Annotated in this window: 18 protein-coding genes and 1 pseudogene; 8 read left to right on the top strand and 11 right to left on the bottom strand. The window is 40.8% G+C overall.

Translation table 11 applies throughout. The features are described from left to right. Positions 1-8: 8 nt before the first annotated feature. From yghU to PISS_RS04730, 3 genes are all read right to left on the bottom strand, one after another. The gene (yghU, locus tag PISS_RS04720; RefSeq protein ID WP_058154347.1) at positions 9-851 is read right to left on the bottom strand and encodes a glutathione-dependent disulfide-bond oxidoreductase; all 843 of its coding nucleotides are present in this window, start codon (positions 849-851) and stop codon (positions 9-11) included. Positions 852-869: 18 nt separating this feature from the next. Further along, entirely contained in the window at positions 870-1,475 is a 606-nt protein-coding gene (locus PISS_RS04725) for a rhomboid family intramembrane serine protease (protein ID WP_024602859.1), read from the bottom strand. 115 nt (positions 1,476-1,590) lie between these two features. After that, positions 1,591-2,274, bottom strand: coding sequence for a type 1 glutamine amidotransferase domain-containing protein (locus PISS_RS04730; protein WP_024602858.1), 684 nt, complete (start codon positions 2,272-2,274; stop codon positions 1,591-1,593). A 156-nt stretch (positions 2,275-2,430) separates the two neighbouring features. On the opposite strand from PISS_RS04730, the gene PISS_RS04735 reads away from it, so the two are divergent. Further along, positions 2,431-3,348 carry a LysR family transcriptional regulator gene (locus tag PISS_RS04735; RefSeq protein ID WP_024602857.1) on the top strand — a complete coding sequence of 306 codons (918 nt, stop codon included), beginning with the start codon at positions 2,431-2,433 and terminating at the stop codon, positions 3,346-3,348. 6 nt (positions 3,349-3,354) lie between these two features. On the opposite strand, the gene PISS_RS04740 is transcribed toward PISS_RS04735, so the two are convergent. From PISS_RS04740 to PISS_RS04755, 4 genes are all read right to left on the bottom strand, one after another. Next, entirely contained in the window at positions 3,355-4,089 is a 735-nt protein-coding gene (locus PISS_RS04740; RefSeq protein ID WP_024602856.1) for a dienelactone hydrolase family protein, read from the bottom strand. A gap of 71 nt (positions 4,090-4,160) precedes the next feature. Next, on the bottom strand, positions 4,161-5,486 hold the full coding sequence (locus PISS_RS04745; protein ID WP_058154348.1) for a glycerophosphodiester phosphodiesterase family protein: 1,326 nt from the start codon (positions 5,484-5,486) through the stop codon (positions 4,161-4,163). Between the two features lie 69 nt (positions 5,487-5,555). Beyond that, positions 5,556-6,410 (bottom strand): carboxylate/amino acid/amine transporter, encoded by an 855-nt coding sequence (locus tag PISS_RS04750; protein WP_058154349.1) that lies wholly within the window; start codon positions 6,408-6,410, stop codon positions 5,556-5,558. Positions 6,411-6,510: 100 nt separating this feature from the next. Then, positions 6,511-8,646, bottom strand: coding sequence for a M3 family metallopeptidase (locus tag PISS_RS04755; protein WP_024602853.1), 2,136 nt, complete (start codon positions 8,644-8,646; stop codon positions 6,511-6,513). Positions 8,647-8,935: 289 nt separating this feature from the next. On the opposite strand from PISS_RS04755, the gene PISS_RS04760 reads away from it, so the two are divergent. From PISS_RS04760 to yegD, 6 genes are all read left to right on the top strand, one after another. Continuing rightward, entirely contained in the window at positions 8,936-9,808 is an 873-nt protein-coding gene (locus PISS_RS04760; protein WP_016899418.1) for a mechanosensitive ion channel family protein, read from the top strand. A gap of 348 nt (positions 9,809-10,156) precedes the next feature. Then, positions 10,157-12,445 carry a TonB-dependent receptor gene (locus PISS_RS04765; RefSeq protein ID WP_058154350.1) on the top strand — a complete coding sequence of 763 codons (2,289 nt, stop codon included), beginning with the start codon at positions 10,157-10,159 and terminating at the stop codon, positions 12,443-12,445. Positions 12,446-12,561: 116 nt separating this feature from the next. Beyond that, positions 12,562-12,861, top strand: a complete 300-nt coding sequence (locus PISS_RS04770) for a hypothetical protein (protein ID WP_013464441.1) — start codon at positions 12,562-12,564, stop codon at positions 12,859-12,861. Positions 12,862-12,941: 80 nt separating this feature from the next. Beyond that, positions 12,942-13,598 (top strand): HAD family hydrolase, encoded by a 657-nt coding sequence (locus tag PISS_RS04775; RefSeq protein ID WP_058154351.1) that lies wholly within the window; start codon positions 12,942-12,944, stop codon positions 13,596-13,598. A 34-nt stretch (positions 13,599-13,632) separates the two neighbouring features. After that, positions 13,633-14,475, top strand: a complete 843-nt coding sequence (locus PISS_RS04780; protein WP_058154352.1) for a DNA ligase — start codon at positions 13,633-13,635, stop codon at positions 14,473-14,475. Positions 14,476-14,554: 79 nt separating this feature from the next. Beyond that, entirely contained in the window at positions 14,555-15,919 is a 1,365-nt protein-coding gene (gene yegD, locus PISS_RS04785; protein WP_058154353.1) for a molecular chaperone, read from the top strand. Positions 15,920-15,923: 4 nt separating this feature from the next. Here yegD and PISS_RS04790 read toward each other — a convergent pair whose 3' ends face one another. The 4 genes and pseudogenes from PISS_RS04790 to PISS_RS04805 form a co-directional block, all read right to left on the bottom strand. Further along, the gene (locus PISS_RS04790) at positions 15,924-16,388 is read right to left on the bottom strand and encodes a methylglyoxal synthase (protein ID WP_013464445.1); all 465 of its coding nucleotides are present in this window, start codon (positions 16,386-16,388) and stop codon (positions 15,924-15,926) included. Between the two features lie 15 nt (positions 16,389-16,403). After that, the gene (locus tag PISS_RS04795; protein ID WP_033103913.1) at positions 16,404-17,036 is read right to left on the bottom strand and encodes a LysE family translocator; all 633 of its coding nucleotides are present in this window, start codon (positions 17,034-17,036) and stop codon (positions 16,404-16,406) included. A gap of 145 nt (positions 17,037-17,181) precedes the next feature. Next, positions 17,182-19,007 (bottom strand): annotated as a pseudogene (locus PISS_RS04800) (S8 family serine peptidase). A gap of 225 nt (positions 19,008-19,232) precedes the next feature. After that, complete coding sequence (locus PISS_RS04805) at positions 19,233-20,408, bottom strand: multidrug effflux MFS transporter (RefSeq protein ID WP_058154354.1); 1,176 nt, start codon at positions 20,406-20,408, stop codon at positions 19,233-19,235. 184 nt (positions 20,409-20,592) lie between these two features. Here PISS_RS04805 and PISS_RS04810 point away from each other — a divergent pair, with 184 nt between their 5' ends. Next, on the top strand, positions 20,593-21,066 hold the full coding sequence (locus tag PISS_RS04810; RefSeq protein WP_058154355.1) for a hotdog fold domain-containing protein: 474 nt from the start codon (positions 20,593-20,595) through the stop codon (positions 21,064-21,066). Positions 21,067-21,088 lie beyond the last annotated feature (22 nt).

A 21,088-nucleotide genomic window follows, 5' to 3' on the forward strand; every position in this document is an offset into this window, starting at 1 on the left:
TTTGACTTTTATTTAAAGTCTTGGGCAGTGTGGCGCTCTGCCATTTGCTCTTCTTCTGGGCCCCACGTACGATTAACGCGACGACCTCGTTTTACGCCAGGGCGTGCAGCCACTTGTTTAGCCCAGCGCATAACGTGAGTGTAAGAAGCCACATCTAAAAACTCTGCCGCGTCGTATAGGTCACCTAAAACCAGTGAGCCATACCACGGCCAAATAGCAATGTCGGCAATTGAATATTCACTGCCTGCCATGTATTCATTGTCACTTAAATGGCGGTTTAGTACATCAAGCTGGCGCTTAGTTTCCATGGTAAAGCGGTCAATCGGGTATTGCATTTTACTCGGTGCATAACTGTAAAAGTGGCCAAACCCACCGCCTAAGTAAGGTGCTGAGCCCATTTGCCAAAATAGCCAGTTACGACACTCTGTTTTGGCTTTGAGATCATTAGGAATAAAGGCATCAAATTTTTCGCCTAAGTATTGTAAAATAGCACCTGACTCAAATATGCGTGTTGGCGGTGTGGTTGAATGATCCATCAGCGCGGGTATTTTTGAGTTCGGGTTGATATCAACAAAGTCAGAGCCAAACTGATCGCCTTCACCAATATTAATTAAATACGCATCGTATTCGGCATCGGTTAAGCCAAGCTCTAAAAGCTCTTCAAACATAATACTAACTTTTTGGCCATTGGGTGTTGCCAGCGAATAAAGCTGAAATGGATGTTCGCCAATCGGTAATGTTTTGTCATGAGTAGCGCCTGCAATGGGGCGATTTATACTAGCAAATTTACCACCACTTTCACTGTCCCATGTCCATACTTTAGGCGGGATGTATTCGTTGTTTTCACTCATAAATAACCTCTATCTTTATTAAACGCGTGTTTTAGTTGTTGCTTGCTGATTTTTTAATTTATCTGCTTTTGCTAGTTTATAACCTAAAAACAATCCACTTAATGCACCAAAAAAATGGCTCTCAAACGAGATATGAAAACGCTGCGGTAATACGCCCCAGATAAAGCCACTGTATAAAAATGCTACGATAATAGCGATGAAAATCGATTTAAATGAACGTCTTACAATGCCATAGCATAAAATAAAGCCCCACAAACCATAGATGACACCGCTTAGACCCACATGAATATTACTGCGGGCAAACATCCAAACTAATAAGCCACCTACTAAAGCGGTGAATATAAATACACTATAAAAGCGCTGTACGCTGTACTGGCAAATTAACCAGCTTAATACAGCAAATGGCAACATATTACTGGCAAAATGCCACCAGCTACCGTGTAAAAAGGGAGCACAAAGAATACCAACCAACCCTTGAATACTTCTGGGATAAATACCTAAACCGTTTAAATTAATGCCAGGTAGGCTATTAATAAGCTGCAATACAAAACAAATAATAATAATGCTAAAAATAGCAAAGCGGGTACTGGTAATAAGTGAAAGCGTGTTTGGTTTAGTGGCCATAGTGTGATCCTAATTTACCGAAAGTGTTGCCAGTATAGGAATTGTATAAGGTAATGAAAAGCAATTAAAAAAGCACAGCATAAAATGCTGTGCTGATTTGAGTTGTTGGCTGCTATTAACCTAGTTTAGTTAATAGCTTTTTAGCTGCAAGTTCTGAGCTTGCTGGGTTTTGACCGGTGATCAATAAACCATCTTCAAGAGCAAGCACGCCCCAGTCGTCGGTTTTTTGGTAATCGCCACCTTTTTTGATAAGTTCGTCTTCAACTAAAAATGGAACAATGTCAGTAAGTTGTACAGCAGCTTCTTCGCTGTTAGTAAAGCCCGTTACTTTTTTACCGGCGACTAATGCATTGCCATCAGCGTCTTTAACATTTAAAAATACCGCACTTGCATGACACACGCCAGCGACTGGCTTTTGCTCTTTAATAAAGCTTTCAATGAGCGATACAGAATCGGTGTTATCGACTAAATCCCATAAAGGGCCGTGACCACCAGGGTAGAATACGGCGTCATAATCAGAAGAGTTTACTTCGCTTAAAACTTTGGTATTTGCCATCAGTGTTTGTGCACCACTGTCTGCATCGTAACGTTTGGTTGCCTCAGTTTGAAAATCAGCAAGTGTACTAGTTGGGTCAATCGGTGGCTGACCGCCGTTTGGAGAAGCCAATGTCACTTCAATACCTGCATCAACAAATGCGTAATAAGGGGCTGCAAATTCTTCTACCCAAAAACCAGTTTTTTCGCCTGTGTTACCAAGCTCTGCATGTGATGTAAGAACCATTAGTATTTTTTTAGCCATGTAAGGTATTCCTTATGATGATTTAAATTAATTAATCTTGCTTGATAAATACTATATGCACTAAGAGAGCTTTAAACAACGATGATAAATTTAACTTAATTGATTCAATAATTGATACAATAAGAGGGTTGAAGTTAAAACCGCATTGGAGCACCTATGAAAGTCTCGTTTGAACAGTTAAAAAGCATGGTGGTATTTGCACAAATTGTAGAGCAGGGCAGCTTAACTGCAGCGGCAAAACAATTAGGGCTGACCCGTGCTGTAGCGAGTTATCACTTAAAAAAATTAGAAACACAGCTCGAAGTGACGCTACTTAACCGTTCTACCCGCACCATGGCGCTAACCGAAGCCGGAATGGCCTATTATGAGCGTTGCCGTGTTATTACAGAGCAAGCTAATGCCGCTAATCAGCAAATAGAAAATATAAAAAGTGAACCTCAAGGGCTATTAAAAATAAGTTGCCCTGTAAATGTAGGGATGCAGTTAATTGTACCGGCAATAAATACCTTTAAACGTCAGTACCCTAAAATTGATATAGATTTACAGCTCACGGATGACGTTGTGGATATTATTAAGCACGGGTTTGATTTTGCAATTAGAGGGGTTGCACTGCGCGATTCGAACTTACAAGCCACTAAGCTCACCACTATGAGTACCTGTATTTGTGGTGCGCCCGATTATTTTGCGCATTTTGGTAAACCGACCACACCCGATGAGTTGGCAAAGCATCAATGGGTGGTTTATCAATTAAGCAGTAAAACGCTGACCTTACAAAAAGAAGGCAAAAAGGTCGATATTACAATGCAAGGTAGTTTAAGCACCAATAACGCAGCTGCACGCACTGCGTTTGTAGAGGCGGGGCATGGTATTGGTCGTATTCCACTTTACGATGCATGGCCAAAAGTACAAGCGGGTTTGCTGCAAATTATACTCGATGATTATAAAAGCAAAGACATTGAACTTTATGGGGTGTTCCCGCCTGGGGCGGCGGGCTCTAAAAAACTGCGTTTGTTTATTGATTATTTAAAAGCGTATTTTGTAAAGCAACATACCGCATTAGGTATGCTTAAATAATAGCGCTTAAAGCACTCGGTTAAACAAAGCAACGGCTTGTTGATACATGGTGATAGCAAGTGCTGCGTCGTACCGCTCGCCTTCATCACGCATAAAGGCATGTTGCGCGTTCACTTCTTGCCATTGGTAATTAATACCCGTACTAACCGCTTGTTGATAAATTTTGTCGCGACCTTGTTGTGGCACATGGGGGTCTTGTTTTCCCCAAATAAAGTGGATTTCACCTTGTATATCGGCCATACGTTCAAATGAATTATTCCCTTTATGTGCGGGAAGAGTATCGCTATGAATATCAGTGGCATATAAGCAAAAAGCGGCTTTTATTGCGGGGTTTAATGCGGCCCTATAAGCTAAATGCCCACCAATACAAACACCCATTGCACCCACAGAGCCAGTACAATAATCGTGTGTTTGTACAAAGTCGATTAACGCTTGGGTATCGCTGTCGTGAGATTCAAGCGGTTTTGCCCATTTATCGTTATTGCCTTTATCTTTACCCGCATCATCATAAGCAAGCACTGTCCCGATAGGGTTAAGTTCATGAAATACTTCTGGCACAAGTACCACAAAACCATGGCTTGCTAAAATAGCAGCGCTGCGAGCAATCGGTGCGGTTTGCTGAAAAATCTCAGAGTAAAAAATAATGGCTGGGAATTGCCCGTGAGCGTGTGGGCGATAAACCGTGGTGCGCATTAAACCCGTTGGGGTAGGCAAGTCAGCATGGTGGTGTTGGATGATCATAAAAGCGCTCAATTAAATAATATATAAAATATATGGTAACTGAGCGCGATAAAATAAACACGTCTTAAAGTTTAAATACTTGCAGGCATGTTATTACAACTAGCATAGTAACTTACGGTTGCTGGCCAATCGGAAAAGATACCCATTACACCTACGTCTTGCGCTAACACATCAACCACAGTGAACATATCGCCATCGTTATCTATAACATCACTAATTGACTGATAATAATAACCGCCACCTTGTTTTAGAGGGCCTGAGCGCTCAAGACTCCATGCAATGATATTAAGCCCCGCGGCTTTAGCGTCAATGGCATACTGTGAGGGGACAATATTACTGTTGTTATCTATGCTTAATAGCATCCATATGGGTGGCGCAATAATTTTAACGCCGTCGTTTACGAGCTCTGCCATACTTGGCTGCCATGTTGCAGCGTTGTTTGGATCAAACCCTACATTGCTGTCGCGCCCATCTAAATAGACACTCTGCGCTGCAAATTCAGGATTAGTATTAATCCAATATTCTACGTCGGCTAAATTAAATGATTGCGGATACACTCGCGAGGCGGGTACTTCCATTTGCGTGTATTCATCCAGCATTTTTTGTGCGTATTGCGTTTGGGTCATACCGTTAAAAGGCATACTTACTTGAGGGGATTTAAGCTCTGGGGTCATTTTTACTCCCAGCTCTTTAAAGAGTGCAATACTTTGTTTGTGGGTCATGAGTGTACCAGAGGTGGCGTATAAGTCAGTGCGCCAACTGGGTGTACCTTTCATGTAATCGCTAACATTGGTGGCACTGGTGTTTGCGCCATCCATCTTGCCCTCAAGAGTTAAAAATTCTGCCAAACTAATATCACTGGTACAACATTTAGCTGAAGCAGGCGTGCCACTGTTAGAGTTTGCTGGGGTAAATGGTTCACTGCATTTAGCAGCCAATGTTGGAATGGCTAAAATATTGGTGGTGGTGTGCAAGTCGCACTGAGAATGACGACATACTAGCTCTTTATCATTGGTAAAGGTTACATCGCATTCGACAACACCTGCTCCCATACGAGCGGCTGCAATATAAGATTCTTTAGTGTGTTCTGGGTATTGCATGGGAGCACCACGGTGACCAATTGAAAAATCAGTACGGTAAAAAGGACCTTCCTTGCACGATTCTAATTTTGTTTTTAGTGCGCTGCTAGCCATATCGTCAACTAGGTAGTCTGGGCGAGTACCTAGTTGAATATTAGTGCCTTGTGCTACTTCAACAATAACCGGGGTAGGTACTTCAACAATTTCAACGTCAGTGTTGGTAACAACCACTTCTTTTTCGACTATTTTTACATCGTCATCACAGCCAGTAAGTGAGCTTAATAATAAAAAAGTTGTTAGAAAAGGTATGCGCTTCATTATTTGTCCTTAAAAATAAAAGTGGACGCTACCTTACTAATTATTAATGACAATTTCACTACAGAGTGATTAATTTGCTGATTTAGTCATTATTTGGTTTACCACTAAGGCAACCAGCATCACTCCCCCGCCAATGCTTAATCTAAGTAGGTCAGCGTCTCGATTCCAAATAAGCACATTAACAATTATACCGGCAGGAATAAGTAAGTTGTTCATCACCGCCAGCGCACCAACATTGACAAGCGTCGCGCCTTTATTCCACATAAAGTAGCCTAAACCAGAGGCCACAATACCTAAATAAATCAGTATGCCCCATTGAGTTGAGGTACTTGGTAATTTGTTAAGATCACCAAATAAGGCGTAACAGGCGCTTGCAACAATTAGTGCGCCAATAAAAAACCAACCAAATACGGTTTTATCATCGAGTTGTTTATTAAGCATTAATCGTTTGTAGGTTACTTGGCCGATGGCAAAACTAATATTAGCGCCTTGAACCAGTAGTAATCCGACTAAAAAGTTACTGTCTAAGTTTTCATAACGAATGGTAATAGCACCTAGTACGGCAATAAACGCAACGATAAAAAACTGCGGATTAAACTGTTTATTTAGCGCATCGTTTAAAAGCGTAATGTAAAGCGGGGTCATTACAGTAAATAACAGCACTTCTGGCACACTTAAAAACAAAAATGAGTGGTAATAAAAGCCATACATAACCCCCAGTTGCAGTGCGCCTATCAGCATGAGTTTAAACGCAAGTGGGGTAGGGATTTTCTTTAAAAAAGGCAAAAATACTAACGCTGCTAAAGCCACACGAATTAGCACACTAAACCACGCATCAACTTGGCCTGCTAAATACACACCAATTAAACTAAACGAAAACGCCCAAAGAAGGGTAACTGCAAATAAATAGCCCATAACACTCATCTTGTCTTAAATAATGGTGTCAGTTTATCTGTTATATATTGTTCTATAAACAATAAAAGCCCGCAAGCGGGCTTTTATATCAGTTGATTAAAAATATTAATTAATCAACTAAACCACGGCGCTTAAGCAGGGCGTCAGTGGTTGGTTTTTGGCCTCTAAACTCAATGTAGCTTTGCATTAAGTCACGGCTATTACCTTTTGATAGGATCTCTTTACGGAACTTATCGCCATTTTCGCGCGTTAAGCCACCGTTGTTTTCCATGTGAGCAAACGCATCGGCTGCAAATACTTCAGTCCACAGGTAAGCGTAGTAACCTGCTGAGTAACCACCTGCAAACGTATGGCTAAAGTAGTTTGATTTATAACGCGGCGGAACAGGGTAGTAATCAATACCATGTGCCTTTAATGCGTCACTTTCAAACTGCTGTACGTCAGTTATTTTCTTATCAGAACCAAATGAATGCCACTCCATATCCAGTAGTGCTGCTGCTAAATATTCAGTGGTACCAAAACCTTGGTTGAACTTTTGCGACTCAAGTACTTTATCAAGTAGTGCTTGAGGAATTGGCTCTCCAGTTTTGTAATGTTTAGCGTAGTTAGCAAGTACCGTTGGTTCAATCATCCAATCTTCGTGTGCTTGTGATGGAAATTCAACAAAGTCACGTGCTGTTGCAGTACCTGCTAGGCTTGGGTATTTAACGTCAGAGAATAAACCGTGTGCCGCATGACCAAACTCGTGGAACATAGTTGATACTTCGTCAAACGTCATGAGCGTTGGCTCGCCTTCAGCCGGCTTTGGAATGTTTTGTGCGTTGTAAATAACAGGTTTAGTGCCTTTTAAGCCGCTTTGGCTTACGTATGCACTCATCCATGCACCGCCACGCTTACCTTCACGTGCATATGGGTCCATGTAAAATAAACCAATGGCGCTGCCATCGGCGTTAAATACTTCAAATGCCATTACATCGTCGTGGTAAACCGGCAGGTCTTTACGCTCTTTAAAGGTAATACCGTAAAGTTTTTCCATAGCGAAGAACAGGCCGTTATGGATAACCGACTGCATTTCAAAATAAGGCTTAACTAAGGCTGGATCTAGGTCGTATTTCTCAGCGCGTACTTTTTCTGCGTAGAAAGACCAATCCCATGGTTTAAGTTCAAAGTTTTCACCCGAATCATTAATTACTTTTTGAATTGCTTGTGCTTCTGCTTTCGCTTTTTCAACGGCTTTTGGCGCTAAGTCATCTAAAATGCCGTACACGTTATCAGTAGTTTGCGCCATGCGTGAAGTCATTACATAAGAAGCCCAATCTTTAAAGCCTAACAGTTCTGCTTTTTGTGCGCGCAGGTTAGTTTCTTTAATAATGATAGGGCCATTTGTTTTAGCAGCACGATTGGTTGATGCTTTAAAAATTTGCTCACGTAGTTCGCGATTTTCAAGGCTTGCTAAAATAGGTTGTTGCGTGGTGTTCACTAAGGTGATCATGTAGCCATCTTTGCCTGCTTTTTTAGCAGCGGCTGCAAGACCGGCAATTTCACCTTCAGATAAACCCGCTAATTTGCTTTTATCTGTTACTAAAATGACATCTTCTTTAAACGATTTTAATACGTTTTGAGAAAACTCAGTTGATAGTTTTGCAAGCTCTGCGTTGATTTCACGCATTTTTGCTTTTTCAGCATCGTTTAATTTTGCACCGGCTTTTACAAACTGTTTGTAGTAAAAATCGACTAGGCGTTGATCTTCAGCGCTTAACTTATCTTTATTGTCGTATACCGTTTGTACACGTTTAAACAATGCACCATTTAAATAAATGTCATCAGAGTGAGCCGAGAACACAGGCGCCATTTTTTTATCAATGCGTTGGTACTCATCGTTAGAGATAAGACCTGATAAGTTGTAGAATGCAGCTGATGCGCGGTTTAATAACTCACCAGCAAGTTCCATTTCTACCAAGGTATTTTCAAAAGTAGCTGGTTCTGGATTATTGGCAATTGCCAAAATTTCTGCATTATGTTGTGCAATACCTGCATCAAATGCAGCTTCGTATTCAGTGGTACCAAACTTATCAAACTCAGGAGCCATGTATTGTAATGGGCTTGGTTTAAATAATACATTGCTTGCGTTGATATCTTGCACTTGTGCTGTGCTTTGTTGTTTTGTTTCTTGGGTGCTTTCAGAAGAACAGGCAGATAATAAAAGTGCACTAGCAATCGTAGTGGCAATCAGTGTTTTACGCATAATAACTCCATAAAAAATAGTAGCCGAAATAGGCTTTTCGAGTCGAAAACCCAGTTAACTTACCAAATTTTGACTTATATACAACAAAGTTTATCGATTTAAAGCGGGATTTAAACGCAAATTAGGTGATAAAAACTCGGTATGTAAATAAAAAAGTAGAAAAATACAGCAATTATGCAATTAGCTTTAAATTTGTTGCTGCGTATTTAAGCTAACCGCATGCTAAACTTGGGGTATTATTAGCGCATAAAAATAATCGTTTGTGTGCGACCTTACACATGGAAAATCAATGAACTTAGAACAAATTAATCACATTCTCGCCTTCGTATTGTTTAGCTACAACGACATTCACATTACCGTGGCAAAAGTAATTCAAGTGCCGCTAATTTTGTTTACTATGTGGGTTGTGGTGACTCAGATTGGCAAGTTAATTAAAAAGTCATTACTTGCACGAAAAATGAGCCCAGATGCAGTGCATTTATTCACGCGTTTTTATTTTATTTTAAGTATTGCGATTTTACTTTTTACCTCCCTTGAGGTGCTCAACATTCCACTAACCGCATTTGCCTTTGTATCGGGTGCTATTGCCATTGGTGTAGGGTTCGGTGCACAAAATATTATTAATAACTTTATTAGTGGCTGGATATTAATGTGGGAGCGGCCAATCCGTATTGGTGACTTTTTAGAGGTTGGCACTGCAAAAGGGGTGGTTGAAACCATTAATACTCGCTCTACTCGTATTCGCAGGAACGACGGTGTTCATATGCTAATACCCAATAGCCAGTTATTAGAAAACACTGTAACCAACTGGACGCTTATTGACGGTAATGCGCGCTCATCTGTGAGCGTAGGCGTAGCTTATGGCTCTGATGTATTACTGGTTAAAAAGTTAATTCAGCAAGTATTAGATGAACATGAGGCAATATTGGCAACGCCTCAATCAACCGTATTGTTTGATGACTTTGCCGACAGCTCGCTGGTCTTTAATGCTATTTTTTGGGTGTGCGCTGAATCTGAAACTCGCTTAAGACAAGTGCGCAGTGATATTCGCTTTAGTATTTATGAAGTGTTTGAACAACACGATGTGGTGATTGCATTCCCGCAGCGAGATATTCATATTGATGGTGAAATTGCACTGACGCGTTCTTTAGTGAAAAAGTAGTATCTAGAAAGTACCGCTTTATTTAGCTATATTTTTTAACAGTTCATTGTAAGGACATATGTCCGCTTTTTGGCTGTTTAGTTGCTAAAAGTACACTAAAAGTCGGGATAGTGCGCTTAAGTGTTAAAAATAAGTTTATATTTTTAACGCTCAGTATGCGGTAAATTAATTACAGCATGGTATAATCTCGCGCATTCAGTCAGCCTTATTTATGCCGTTTTTGTACTCTCGGTAATAAGGTCCGCGCCGCATAGAGCAAGTCGCGAAAAATTGACTGAATCCGTAATTATGTAATTGCGCAACACATCAACCGTTGAACAAGAGTGCACTAAAAAGGTTAACCCCGACATGAAAGCAATGAAAAGATCTACGTTAGCAACCCTTATCAATGCAACGTTGTTCTCTGCCGTAGCAGGTACTTCAATTTCAGCCCTAGCTGCTGAGCAAGAAACTACTGCTAAGAAGAACCAACTAGAAGTTATTCAAGTAACTGCTCGTAAACGAGTAGAAAACGCTCAAGAAGTACCTGTTGCTGTTTCAGCCCTGCAAGGCGACAGTTTAGATGCTTACAGCTCAGCTGGTATGGATATTCGTTTTATGAATGCGAAAATCCCAAGTTTATCTATTGAATCTTCATTTGGCCGTTCATTCCCACGCTTTTATGTACGTGGTTTAGGTAACACTGATTTCGATTTGAATGCTTCACAGCCTGTGTCACTTGTGGTTGATGAAATTGTACAAGAAAATGCTATTTTAAAAGGTTTCCCTGTATTTGACGTAGCCCGTGTTGAAGTGCTTCGTGGCCCACAAGGTACGTTGTTCGGCCGTAATACGCCAGCTGGTCTAGTTAAATTTGATACCGTTAAACCAAGTCAAGAATTTGAAGGTTATGGCTCTGTATCATACGGTAGCCGTGGCGCAGTTGATTTTGAAGGCGCAGTTGGTGGTTCATTAACAGACCGTTTATCAACGCGTGTTTCAGTACTTTGGCAAGACAAAGACGATTACATTGATAATCGCGCACCGGGCTTTGAACAAAAAGATGCCTTAGGTGGTTACACTGAACAAGCTGCACGTATTCAATTTTTATATGAAGGTGACGATTTCACTGGATTATTTAACTACCATGTCCGTGATTTAGATGGCTCTCCAATTGCCTTTCGTGCCAATACTATCAAGCCTGGCACTAACGACTTAGTTGATGATTTTGAAAATGATGTGGTTTACCACGATGCCGCATCGCGTGCGACGCAACAAGTGGAATCACAAGGTGCAAGCCTTAAACTTGAGTGGGACTTAGCTAACCACACAATAACGTCAATCTCTGGTTGGGAAAGTACAGAAATTTACTCTCGTGCTGACATTGATGGCGGTTACGGTGGATTCTCTATCAATGATGTTCCAGTAGCTATGGGTCCTGGTTTTATTCCTTTTTCTTCAGAAAGTGCTGATGGTATTCCAGACCAAGACCAATACACGCAAGAGTTACGTTTATCAAGCAACTTTGCTGGCGATGTAAATTACCAGGTGGGTGTTTTTTACTTTGATGAAGCACTGACAATTGAAAACTTTAGTTATGATACGGCTAATAATGGCGTATTAAATGGTTTTGTTAGCCAACAGCAAGACACTAAAGCATGGGCTGTGTTTGGCTCAGTTGACTACACCATTACTGATGATTTAAAAGTAACAGCAGGCCTGCGTTACTCTGACGATGAGAAAGAGTTCTCAGCAAATCGTACGCTTAGCCCTGTAGGTGGTGCTGCTACTTACATTGAAAAAAATGTAAGCGATGATCACGTAAGCTGGGATTTATCGGCTAACTACAAAATCAACGATGACGTAAACTGGTATGGTCGTATTGCTAACAGTTTCCGTGCACCGAGTCTTCAAGGTCGTATCTTATTTGGTGATGAAGTAACCGTTGCTGATTCAGAGACTGTTACTTCGTTTGAAACAGGTATTAAATCTGATGTGTTAGATGGCCAAGGCCGTGTTAACGCAACGGTATTTTATTACACCATGGACGACCAACAGCTAACGGCTGTAGGTGGTGGTGCTAACTTTAACCGCTTATTAAATGCTGATAAAACAACTGGCTACGGTTTCGAAATTGATTCTGAGTGGGTGTTAACGGATGAGCTAAATGCCACGTTTAACTTAAGCTACAACAAAACCGAGCTTAAAGACAAAGATTTAGCCGTTGCTGTGTGTGCACAATGTACTGTTACTGATCCTACGTTCCAAGTACCAGGTGCATTTGGTCCTGAAGACCGTGCTATTTTAGATGGTAACAGCTTACCGCATGCTCCAGAGTGGATCTCTAACATCACACTTCGTTACACTAAAGAACTCGCTGAAGGTGAATTCTTCACTTACGCTGATGTGTCGTACCGCAGTGAAATTGACTTTTTCTTATATGAATCAGTTGAGTTTGAAGGTAAGCCACTAACAGAAGTAGGTCTACGTGCTGGTTATGCATGGGCACAAGGCGACTACGAATATGAAGTATCAGCATTCGTGCGTAACCTATTTGACGAGCAACAAGCAATTGGTGGTGTTGATTTCAACAACAACACAGCAATGGTTAACGAAGAGCGTTACATTGGTGCTGAATTTAAAGTTAACTTTTTCTAATCGATTAAATTAACGTTAAATTGTATTTAATGACAAAAGCCTACCATGTGTAGGCTTTTTCTATTTTTGTAGAGCTGCTAAAGTAGCGCTCATATGTTTATTAAAGAGAAAAAGTAATGGCTGGATTTTGGAATTACCGTGTAATTTTTTGTGAAGCAACCAAAGATGAAGCGGCGCAATATCAAATACATGAAGTGGAATATAACCTAAATGGTAAAGTAACTAACTGGTCAGAAACGGGTGCAGCGCCGTTTGGTACCACGTTAGATGAACTAAAAGATGATGCTGAGCGCTTAAAAACCGCATTTGAAAAACCCGTACTTAAAGTGATGCGCAAAGCCCGTGGTTACGAGTTAGTTGATGTAAACACCGGTGAAGACGCTTATGCTGAGCCGCCAGCAGGCTTGACTGAGTAACACACATTAATGAAAGGTGCTTAGGCACCTTTTTTAATATTCAGGGCATAGGCTAAACAGCTAAACAACAAGGAGAAAGTATGTCTATTGAAGCGGTATTATTTGATATGGATGGCACGTTAGTTGATTCTGAAAGTGTGCATTATATCTGCTGGAGCCAATTACTTGCGCCTTTTGGTGTACGTTATGACGAAGATGATTTTTGCCAGCGCTTTTCAGGGCGCCCCACGATTGACGCCGCAAAGGAAATAAAACAAACCCATAACTTGTCTGTGAGTAGTCGCTATTTAGCGGATGAAAAATACCGTTTGTTTAGCAAATACGTTAAAACCAATTTACCGCCTTTAATGCCTTATGCTGCAGATATTTTATTCGCGGTTAAAGAGCAAGGCTTAAAAATGGCGTTAGTAACAGGCAGCGCACGCCATGAAGCTGAGCCAATACTAAAAGGATTAGGGTTTTATGATTTATTTGATACGGTGGTTACAAAAGACGATGTAACCAATCCAAAGCCTGCCGGTGATCCTTATTTACTAGCACTTAAAAATATGAAGGTCGCTGCAAAAAATGCGATTGCTGTTGAAGATACCTTCACTGGTGTAACAGCAGCAAACAATGCAGCCTTAGCCGTTGTAGCGATTGCTAATAAGCACACTGAGCAGCACGACTTCAGTAAAGCAACACAGCAAATGCATAACCTTGAAGAATTTTGGCAATGGCTTCAATCTCAACTATAGTTTAAGCCATATTTAAATTTGCAAGGATGCAGTTATGGTTACTATTCAAAGATACCTATTTATTTTTTTTACGCTTTTTAGTGCGAGTTTATTAGCGCAATTGCCGCAGGTGCAACTCGCTGATGTTTATGATGAAACTAAGCATAACGATATTCGCCAATATTTGGTGAGTGAAAAGTTTGACGGCGTTAGAGCAATATGGACGGGGAAACAATTTGTTACCCGCCAAGGTAATCCAATTAATCCTCCTAAGTGGTTTACCGCCCCTATGCCTGATGTTTGGTTAGACGGTGAGTTATGGACCCAGCGGGGTCAATTTTCTGTTCTCAGTGGTATTGTTAGAACAAAAATACCCAACGACTTACTCTGGCAAACAGTGACTTATCAAGTATTTGATATGCCAGATACAAGCACGCCTTTTCATCGTCGCTATCAAAATTACCTGTCACTCATTACTAAGTTAAATAGCTCACATATTAAGGCGGTTAAGCAATATCAATTTAGCGACAATCAGCAACTAAGTGATTACTTTAATGAGATCACCAAACAAGGTGGCGAGGGCGTTATGCTTCATTTAGCAGAGGCTAAGCATACGAGTGGTCGCTCTAGTGCATTGTTAAAACTCAAACCTTATTTGGATGCTGAAGCGCTAGTTATTGAATATTTACCAGGTAAAGGTAAATACACAGGTATGCTCGGGGCATTGCGAGTGCAAACCAAGCAAGGCGTAACCTTTTCTATTGGCACGGGCTTTAGTGATGAAGAACGCAAGCGTCCGCCAGCCATTGGTTCAACAATCACTTATCGATACCACGGATACACTAAAAATGGTTTACCGCGTTTTGCTAGCTTTTTGCGAGAAAGACCCGAAAAATAAAGAGTGTAGGCCAATTCAGTATATATTTTTTAGCAATTATGCTAAATTGCGCGGCCTTTTTGGTAATGTTTGGTGATCTATGTTTGTTGGTTTTGATTATGGTAGTTCTAATTGTGCTATGGGTGTTTTAAACGAAGAGCGTGTTCAGCTCATCCCTTTAGAGCAAGGCAAACATTATCTTCCATCAACTTTATACACACATCATAGCGCCTTAGTCGTTGATTTTGTTGCGCAGCATTTGCAGGGCTCAGAGCATGAGCATGCCTATAAAACCGCGCGCCAACCCTTACTTAATACACTCCCGCGAATTAAATCAGACCTAGACTTACAAGCCGGCGACGACACCCTATTCATTGGCCGTGAGGCAATTAGTGAATATGTGCAATTTCCTGAAGAAGGTTATTTTGTAAAATCCCCTAAATCATTCTTTGGCGCAACGGGCTTAAAGCAAGGGCAAATCAATTTTTTTGAAGATATTGCCACAGCAATGATTTTAAAAATAAAACAACGTGCTGAATTATCGTTAGGGTATACGCTGAGCCAAACTGTTATTGGTCGCCCAGTGAATTTTCAAGCGGTTGGCGGTGAGCAGTCAAACCAACAAGCTGTGGGCATTTTAACACGCGCAGCAAACCGAGCAGGCTTTAAAGATGTTGAGTTTTTATATGAGCCACTCGCCGCTGGTATTGATTATGAAAGTGATTTAAAGCAAGACCAAAAAGTATTGGTGATTGATATTGGCGGTGGTACCAGTGACTGCTCATTTGTACAAATGGGGCCAAGCTTTAGAGGAAATAGCCAGCGAGATGCAGACTTTTTAGCACATAGTGGTAAACGTGTTGGCGGAAACGATTTAGATATTGCTTTGAGCTACCATGGTTTAATGCCGTTACTCGGGCTTGGCAGTACGTTTAAATCAGGTTTACCGCTACCTAATCAACCATTTTGGCAAGCTTGTAAAATTAACGATGTGAATTTACAGAGCCAGTTTTATAGTGCTCAGCATTATCGTGAACTCAGTGCGCAGTTACGCGATGTCAGCGCCCCTGAACTTTACAAACGACTTATTCACTTACAGCAAAATAAGCAAGGCCACCAATTAGTTCAACAAGCTGAAGCGGCTAAAATTGCATTAACATCCGCAAATAGTTTTAATTGTGATTTAGCCTTTTTAGATAACTCATTAAGCAAAGATATTTCAGTCGCTGATTTAGCGCTTGCTGTTGACGATAGCATTAGTCAGATTGTTACCTTGGCTAAACAGGCAATTACTGATGCGAATACCAATCCCGATGTGATTTACTTAACGGGAGGGAGTGCGCAGTCTCCATTAATTAAAGCGGCGTTGAGTGAGCATTTAGGCAACATAAAAATGGTGAACGGTGATCACTTTGGTAGTGTAACTGCTGGCCTTACTAAATGGGCCAGCATGCTTTATAAGTAAGCTGCTATAGAGATATTTGTCGGGTTGCGAGGTATTTTTCGTAATCTGGCAATGTTCGCTCAAGCTCTATATCCATTAATGGTGAGCTAAGTAGCATATCGGCACTCACTTCATTACACGCCACAGGAATATTCCACACAGCAGCTAAACGTAGCAGAGCTTTAACATCGGGATCATGAGGTTGCGAGGCTAAAGGGTCCCAAAAAAAGACTAATACATGTATTTCATGCTCCGCTATTTTCGCCCCGAGTTGTTGATCGCCGCCCATAGGGCCACTTAATAATTGAATAACATCAAGCCCTGTTGTTTTCTCAATTAAATGCCCAGTAGTCCCTGTGCCATATAAAGTGTGTTTACTTAGAGTGGCCTTATGTTTTTCACACCATAACTTAAGCGCGGCTTTTTTGCCGTCATGTGCTACTAAGGCTATATTTTTTTGCGCAGGTAGAGATTGTATTTTTTGATCCATGCTGATTCTTATTAGTTAGAGTAATAAATTGATAGCCAAGGCAATAAATACAATGCCTGTGAACCTATCAATCCAGAGCTGGCTATTTGGGTGATTTCTAAAAAATTGAGCTATTTTATCGCCGAAATAAATATACGTGCAGTCAATCGGAAAAGCAAAGATTGGATAAAGTAGCCCAAAAAATGCCAGCTGAAAGGTTGCAGATGACAAGCTAGGGTCAACAAATTGTGGGATAAAAGCAATAAAAAACAAAGCCACCTTAGGATTAAGCACTTCTGTCATCATGGCTTGAAACATGACATTTTTGTTTTTATTGGTTGTAACATGCGGTTTATCGCTTTGCTCACAAGATGGTGGCATAAACGTGCCTTTAAGCATCATAAAACCTAAGTAACATAAATAGGCTGCACCTGCATATTGTACGCTGGCATAGGCTGTTTCAGAGGCTTTTAAAATAGCACTTAAACCAATAACTGCAAAAAATGTATGTACTACGCCACCTAAGGCAAAGCCAAAAGCACTTTGCATACCTGCTTTTCGCCCGTTAGCAAATGTTTGTGCCATTAAAAACGCGTTTGATGGCCCAGGCGCAACGGCCATTAAAAAGCTGGCGAGTAAAAATGAGAGCAAAAAGTCAGGGTTGATCATTAAATAGTACGAAAAAGAAGTGGTAAGTGATTTTATCAAGCAATGAGAAAAATAAAAAGCGGGCATATTGCCCGCTAAGTTGAGGATACTAAATTGTTATAAAACTAGCCGTTATGCTTTTAAACATAACGAAGTGCTAAATTTATTAAAAACTAACGGCGATATTATTTGAACACACCGTAGTGCTCAGCGCTTCACATACTTGATATGTATAGGTGCCGCCACCTTTAGTATTAATGCTGTCGGTGTAGACATTATTATTTGCAGTGGTAATGACTTTGCTACCATTGCGGTAGATATCAACTTGGCTTGTTGCTGCGCCATTCCAACTTAAATCAACAAATTTAGTGCCTTTTGATTTGTAACCTGAAGCGCTAAGAGAGATATCATCTACGCCTGGCTCGGGATCAACGCCACCCGCACAGCCGTTTGCTGTAAGGTAAGCATCAGCGTCTGCCGCTTTATACCATAGCCAAAGTAATCATCACGACCAGCAGCCCCTTGATCTTGCGCTGTTGCTTTTAACGCATCGCGAATTTCTGTGCCTGTACAGTCTCTATGGTTAGACCATACTAGCGCAGCAATACCTGAAACTGCAGGCGTTGCCATTGACGTTCCACTCATAAAACCATAATCAGTTGCGCCAATATTAATTGTCACGTTTGTACTAGCAACTAATGCGCTACGATCTTCAAATGCAGCGCCTACAGCAGGAATTGAAGTATCGTTGGTATCACCTAGTGTTGCGTTTAACATGCCGGCTTCATTGTTGATAATAACCGCACCTAAACCGCCTGAGTTTTCACAGTTAGCAACTTTGTCATAAAATGAAACAACGCCGCGGTCAATCATACATACTTTACCAGCCGCTTCTGGATCAACTGTTTCGCCGGTCCCCATAAAGTAGGCACTCGCCGTGACTTGACCTGCATTTTCCATTGCTGATGAATTATATGCTGTGCCATCGGCTGACATACTCGCTGCTGTAGCCATACCTGCAGGGTAGGTTGATAGCGTATCAACACCACCGGCTGTTACTTCTACACAAATGGTTTCATCGTTTGTTGCACGTTTACCACGACCTGATGAACAACTTGGGAATTGTGAAAAATCAGCAATTTGATTATTGGCATCATTAGCACCAACCATCATAACTGACGGGTAGCCTGCAGGATAAGAACGTACGTTATTACCATCATTACCCGCGGCAGCAACAACAAGGCCGCCTGCATTGGTAAAGTTAGCAAACGCATTTGATTCTGTACTGTTTGAGCCGCCGCCCCCTAAGCTCATACTAATAATGTTCGCACCTGCTTGAGAACATAAATCTGCTGCTTGAGCCAAGTCAGATGAGTAACCCCAGCCTGATTCGTTAAATACTTTAATAATGTGCATTGCCACACCCGGTGCCATACCTACCACACCAAGGTTGTTGTCTGCAGCACCAATTGTACCGGCTACGTGAGTACCATGTGGGCCGCCATTATCAAACCAATTACCGGTGCCACTGTCGTTATCACCGGTGATGTTGCCCCAAATAAAGTCAGGGTTTGAGCTATCTAAGCCGGAATCGATAACACAGACTTTCATGCCTGCATTGGCATCAAAAGTTACTTGATCAACCTGTGATTGATAAACGGCATAAGGCGTAATTTGCTGCTGCATTGCATCGCCTACATCATCGTTAAATAATTACATAGGTATACGCTTATGATCTTCTTCAATGAGTTTAATATGTGGGTTGTTGAGTAGGCCTTTTAAGCTACTTAAATCTTGACCAGTAAATTTTGCGGCAATAAATCCATTACCATCTACTTTAATCTCACCACCTAGTTTTTTAGTAAGCGCTTTAACAACACCTTTTTTATTATTATCAACTTGAATGATGAAGCGATCGTTTGCAGCATGGGCAGTTCCGGCTGCAAAAATACCAGTAAGAACTAATGCTAAGGCGAGTTTATTCTTTTTCATATTATAATATCCTAGAATTAATTGGTTAACTTTCTGTTAACTTAAACCGACATTAAAATAATAAAAAGCAAAAAACAAGGTGCTTTATCTACAAAAACGAAATTATTTAACTAAAAATTAATTATTTTTAAACAAAAAATATATGTTTTGTTTGGATTAGGGACGGCTAATCAAGTAGCACCTGAATTAGCCAAAATGAGAGAAGTATTGAAAATGCGTTAGTGGCTAAGCATATTTAGCATAACGAAACAGTAAATAACAAAAAGGAATTAATAATAGAAAGTGCGTACCAATAAGCTCTGGGGTTGATAAGTTTAAGAATTGAGTAATAAAAACCAATAAGCTTGCTCCACTCATTTGCATTGCTCCCAAAAGAGCAGAGGCGGTGCCAGCTTGTTTAGGAAATAAACTCAAAGCACGCCCAGCGGCAGAGCCAAGTGTTAAAGCAAAACCAAATGCTGCAATGAACATAGGGATCATTAATGCCAATGGCGTTTTATATTGGCTTAATAACAACATAAGTAAGCCGGCACTCACTAGCACTAAAAGGCCTATTTTTAAGGCTCTTTTAGGTTGACGTTTAATGTAAATAGGCATAATAAAACTAGCAAGAATACTAAGCACCGCATTGAGCGAGAACCAAAAGGTAAAGTCGGCTACGCTGCCACCTAATTCAGTAATGAGCCAACCGGGAGCCAGTGTTACAAACACCAATATAGCTGACATAGTGACCATACATAACAAGCTATTAAATAAAAATAATGGAGTTGAAATGATGGGGAAAAAGCGTCTTAAATCTAAAATATGCCCCTGGTAATGACTGTCTGCTGGTCGTGTTTCCCTAAACAAGAACAAAGTGACAATAAACCCCAGTAATGCAAAACCGGTTAAAAATAGAAAGTTCATTTGCCAACCAAACTGTACGGTTAGCCAAGCACCTAAAATGGGCGCTAATGCTGGAATAAAGCAAACTATACCGTTTAGATAGGTAATTATTTGGCCACTGCGTTCACTACCAAACTTATCTCTTACTATTGCAAAAGCGACAACAAAGGTAGCGCACGCGCCTAACCCTTGAATAGCACGAGCAAACATCAGTACTAAAAAGCTAGGAGCATAATATGCACCCAATGCCGCCAGTCCATACAAAGCGACCCCAGTTAAGGCGACGGGCTTTCTGCCAAAACGATCAGCGAGTGGACCTGCAATTAACTGCCCCAAACCAACAGTAAGCATAAAAATAGCCACCGTTTGCTGTACTTGCTTTTCGCTCACTGAGAATTGCTCTGCGATAGTGGGAAAGGCAGGCAGGTAAATATCAATGCCCATCGGACAAAAAATGACGAGTAACGCTAATATAAGTAATAAAGTAAAATTGGGTTTAGCGGGCTGTGTATGCATCAGGTCTCCTTTTGTCGGTATTTTAAGTGGCGACTGATGAAAAAGAAAGGGCTTATGGCCGATGTATCAGCCAAGTTACCTACTTTTAACCTTATTATGATTATTTTTGTTTAAGTATCACACTTCTTTAAACTGATCCGATGTGTTAATTTGCTTTTTAAGCAAAGACAATGGAAAAATAATAATGAGTAATGAGTCTGCATTAATAAAAACATGGCATAAATTTAAAAAGTGGCCATGCGGTAACTGGCTTTTCAGTAAAGCAGTGTGTTTCAAGGCACCTTATTTTGGCTCTATGAAACCCACTATTTTAGATTTAAAAGCAGGGCACTGTAGTGCTGTGGTTAAAAACACACGCCGTGTACATAATCACATTGGAACAATTCATGCGATTGCTCAATGTAATTTGGCTGAGCTGTGTGCAGGAGTAATGGTGGATGCGACGGTACCGTATAAAACACACCGTTGGATACCTAAAGGTATGACAGTACACTATTTAGCTAAAGTAGACACAGACGTTACCGCGATTGCTGAAATTGAGTTACCTCATCAATGGATTGATAAAGAAGATTTAGTGGTGCCGGTAAAGCTTTACAATACCCGAAATGAGTTGGTGTTTACTGCAGATATAACCATGTACATCACAAAGAAGAAGTAATTGCTAAATTATATTTTTTATA

The sequence above is a fragment of the Pseudoalteromonas issachenkonii genome (genome assembly GCF_002310795.1).
Lineage (GTDB): Bacteria > Pseudomonadota > Gammaproteobacteria > Enterobacterales > Alteromonadaceae > Pseudoalteromonas > Pseudoalteromonas tetraodonis.

Excerpts from the sequence above, each read along its gene's own strand:
- yghU (WP_058154347.1), bottom strand. The coding sequence starts at position 851 with ATGAGTGAAAACAACGAATACATCCCGCCTAAAGTATGGACATGGGAC.
- PISS_RS04725 (WP_024602859.1), bottom strand. The coding sequence starts at position 1,475 with ATGGCCACTAAACCAAACACGCTTTCACTTATTACCAGTACCCGCTTT.
- PISS_RS04730 (WP_024602858.1), bottom strand. The coding sequence starts at position 2,274 with ATGGCTAAAAAAATACTAATGGTTCTTACATCACATGCAGAGCTTGGT.
- PISS_RS04735 (WP_024602857.1), top strand. The coding sequence starts at position 2,431 with ATGAAAGTCTCGTTTGAACAGTTAAAAAGCATGGTGGTATTTGCACAA.
- PISS_RS04740 (WP_024602856.1), bottom strand. The coding sequence starts at position 4,089 with ATGATCATCCAACACCACCATGCTGACTTGCCTACCCCAACGGGTTTA.
- PISS_RS04745 (WP_058154348.1), bottom strand. The coding sequence starts at position 5,486 with ATGAAGCGCATACCTTTTCTAACAACTTTTTTATTATTAAGCTCACTT.
- PISS_RS04750 (WP_058154349.1), bottom strand. The coding sequence starts at position 6,410 with ATGAGTGTTATGGGCTATTTATTTGCAGTTACCCTTCTTTGGGCGTTT.
- PISS_RS04755 (WP_024602853.1), bottom strand. The coding sequence starts at position 8,646 with ATGCGTAAAACACTGATTGCCACTACGATTGCTAGTGCACTTTTATTA.
- PISS_RS04760 (WP_016899418.1), top strand. The coding sequence starts at position 8,936 with ATGAACTTAGAACAAATTAATCACATTCTCGCCTTCGTATTGTTTAGC.
- PISS_RS04765 (WP_058154350.1), top strand. The coding sequence starts at position 10,157 with ATGAAAGCAATGAAAAGATCTACGTTAGCAACCCTTATCAATGCAACG.
- PISS_RS04770 (WP_013464441.1), top strand. The coding sequence starts at position 12,562 with ATGGCTGGATTTTGGAATTACCGTGTAATTTTTTGTGAAGCAACCAAA.
- PISS_RS04775 (WP_058154351.1), top strand. The coding sequence starts at position 12,942 with ATGTCTATTGAAGCGGTATTATTTGATATGGATGGCACGTTAGTTGAT.
- PISS_RS04780 (WP_058154352.1), top strand. The coding sequence starts at position 13,633 with ATGGTTACTATTCAAAGATACCTATTTATTTTTTTTACGCTTTTTAGT.
- yegD (WP_058154353.1), top strand. The coding sequence starts at position 14,555 with ATGTTTGTTGGTTTTGATTATGGTAGTTCTAATTGTGCTATGGGTGTT.
- PISS_RS04790 (WP_013464445.1), bottom strand. The coding sequence starts at position 16,388 with ATGGATCAAAAAATACAATCTCTACCTGCGCAAAAAAATATAGCCTTA.
- PISS_RS04795 (WP_033103913.1), bottom strand. The coding sequence starts at position 17,036 with ATGATCAACCCTGACTTTTTGCTCTCATTTTTACTCGCCAGCTTTTTA.
- PISS_RS04805 (WP_058154354.1), bottom strand. The coding sequence starts at position 20,408 with ATGCATACACAGCCCGCTAAACCCAATTTTACTTTATTACTTATATTA.
- PISS_RS04810 (WP_058154355.1), top strand. The coding sequence starts at position 20,593 with ATGAGTAATGAGTCTGCATTAATAAAAACATGGCATAAATTTAAAAAG.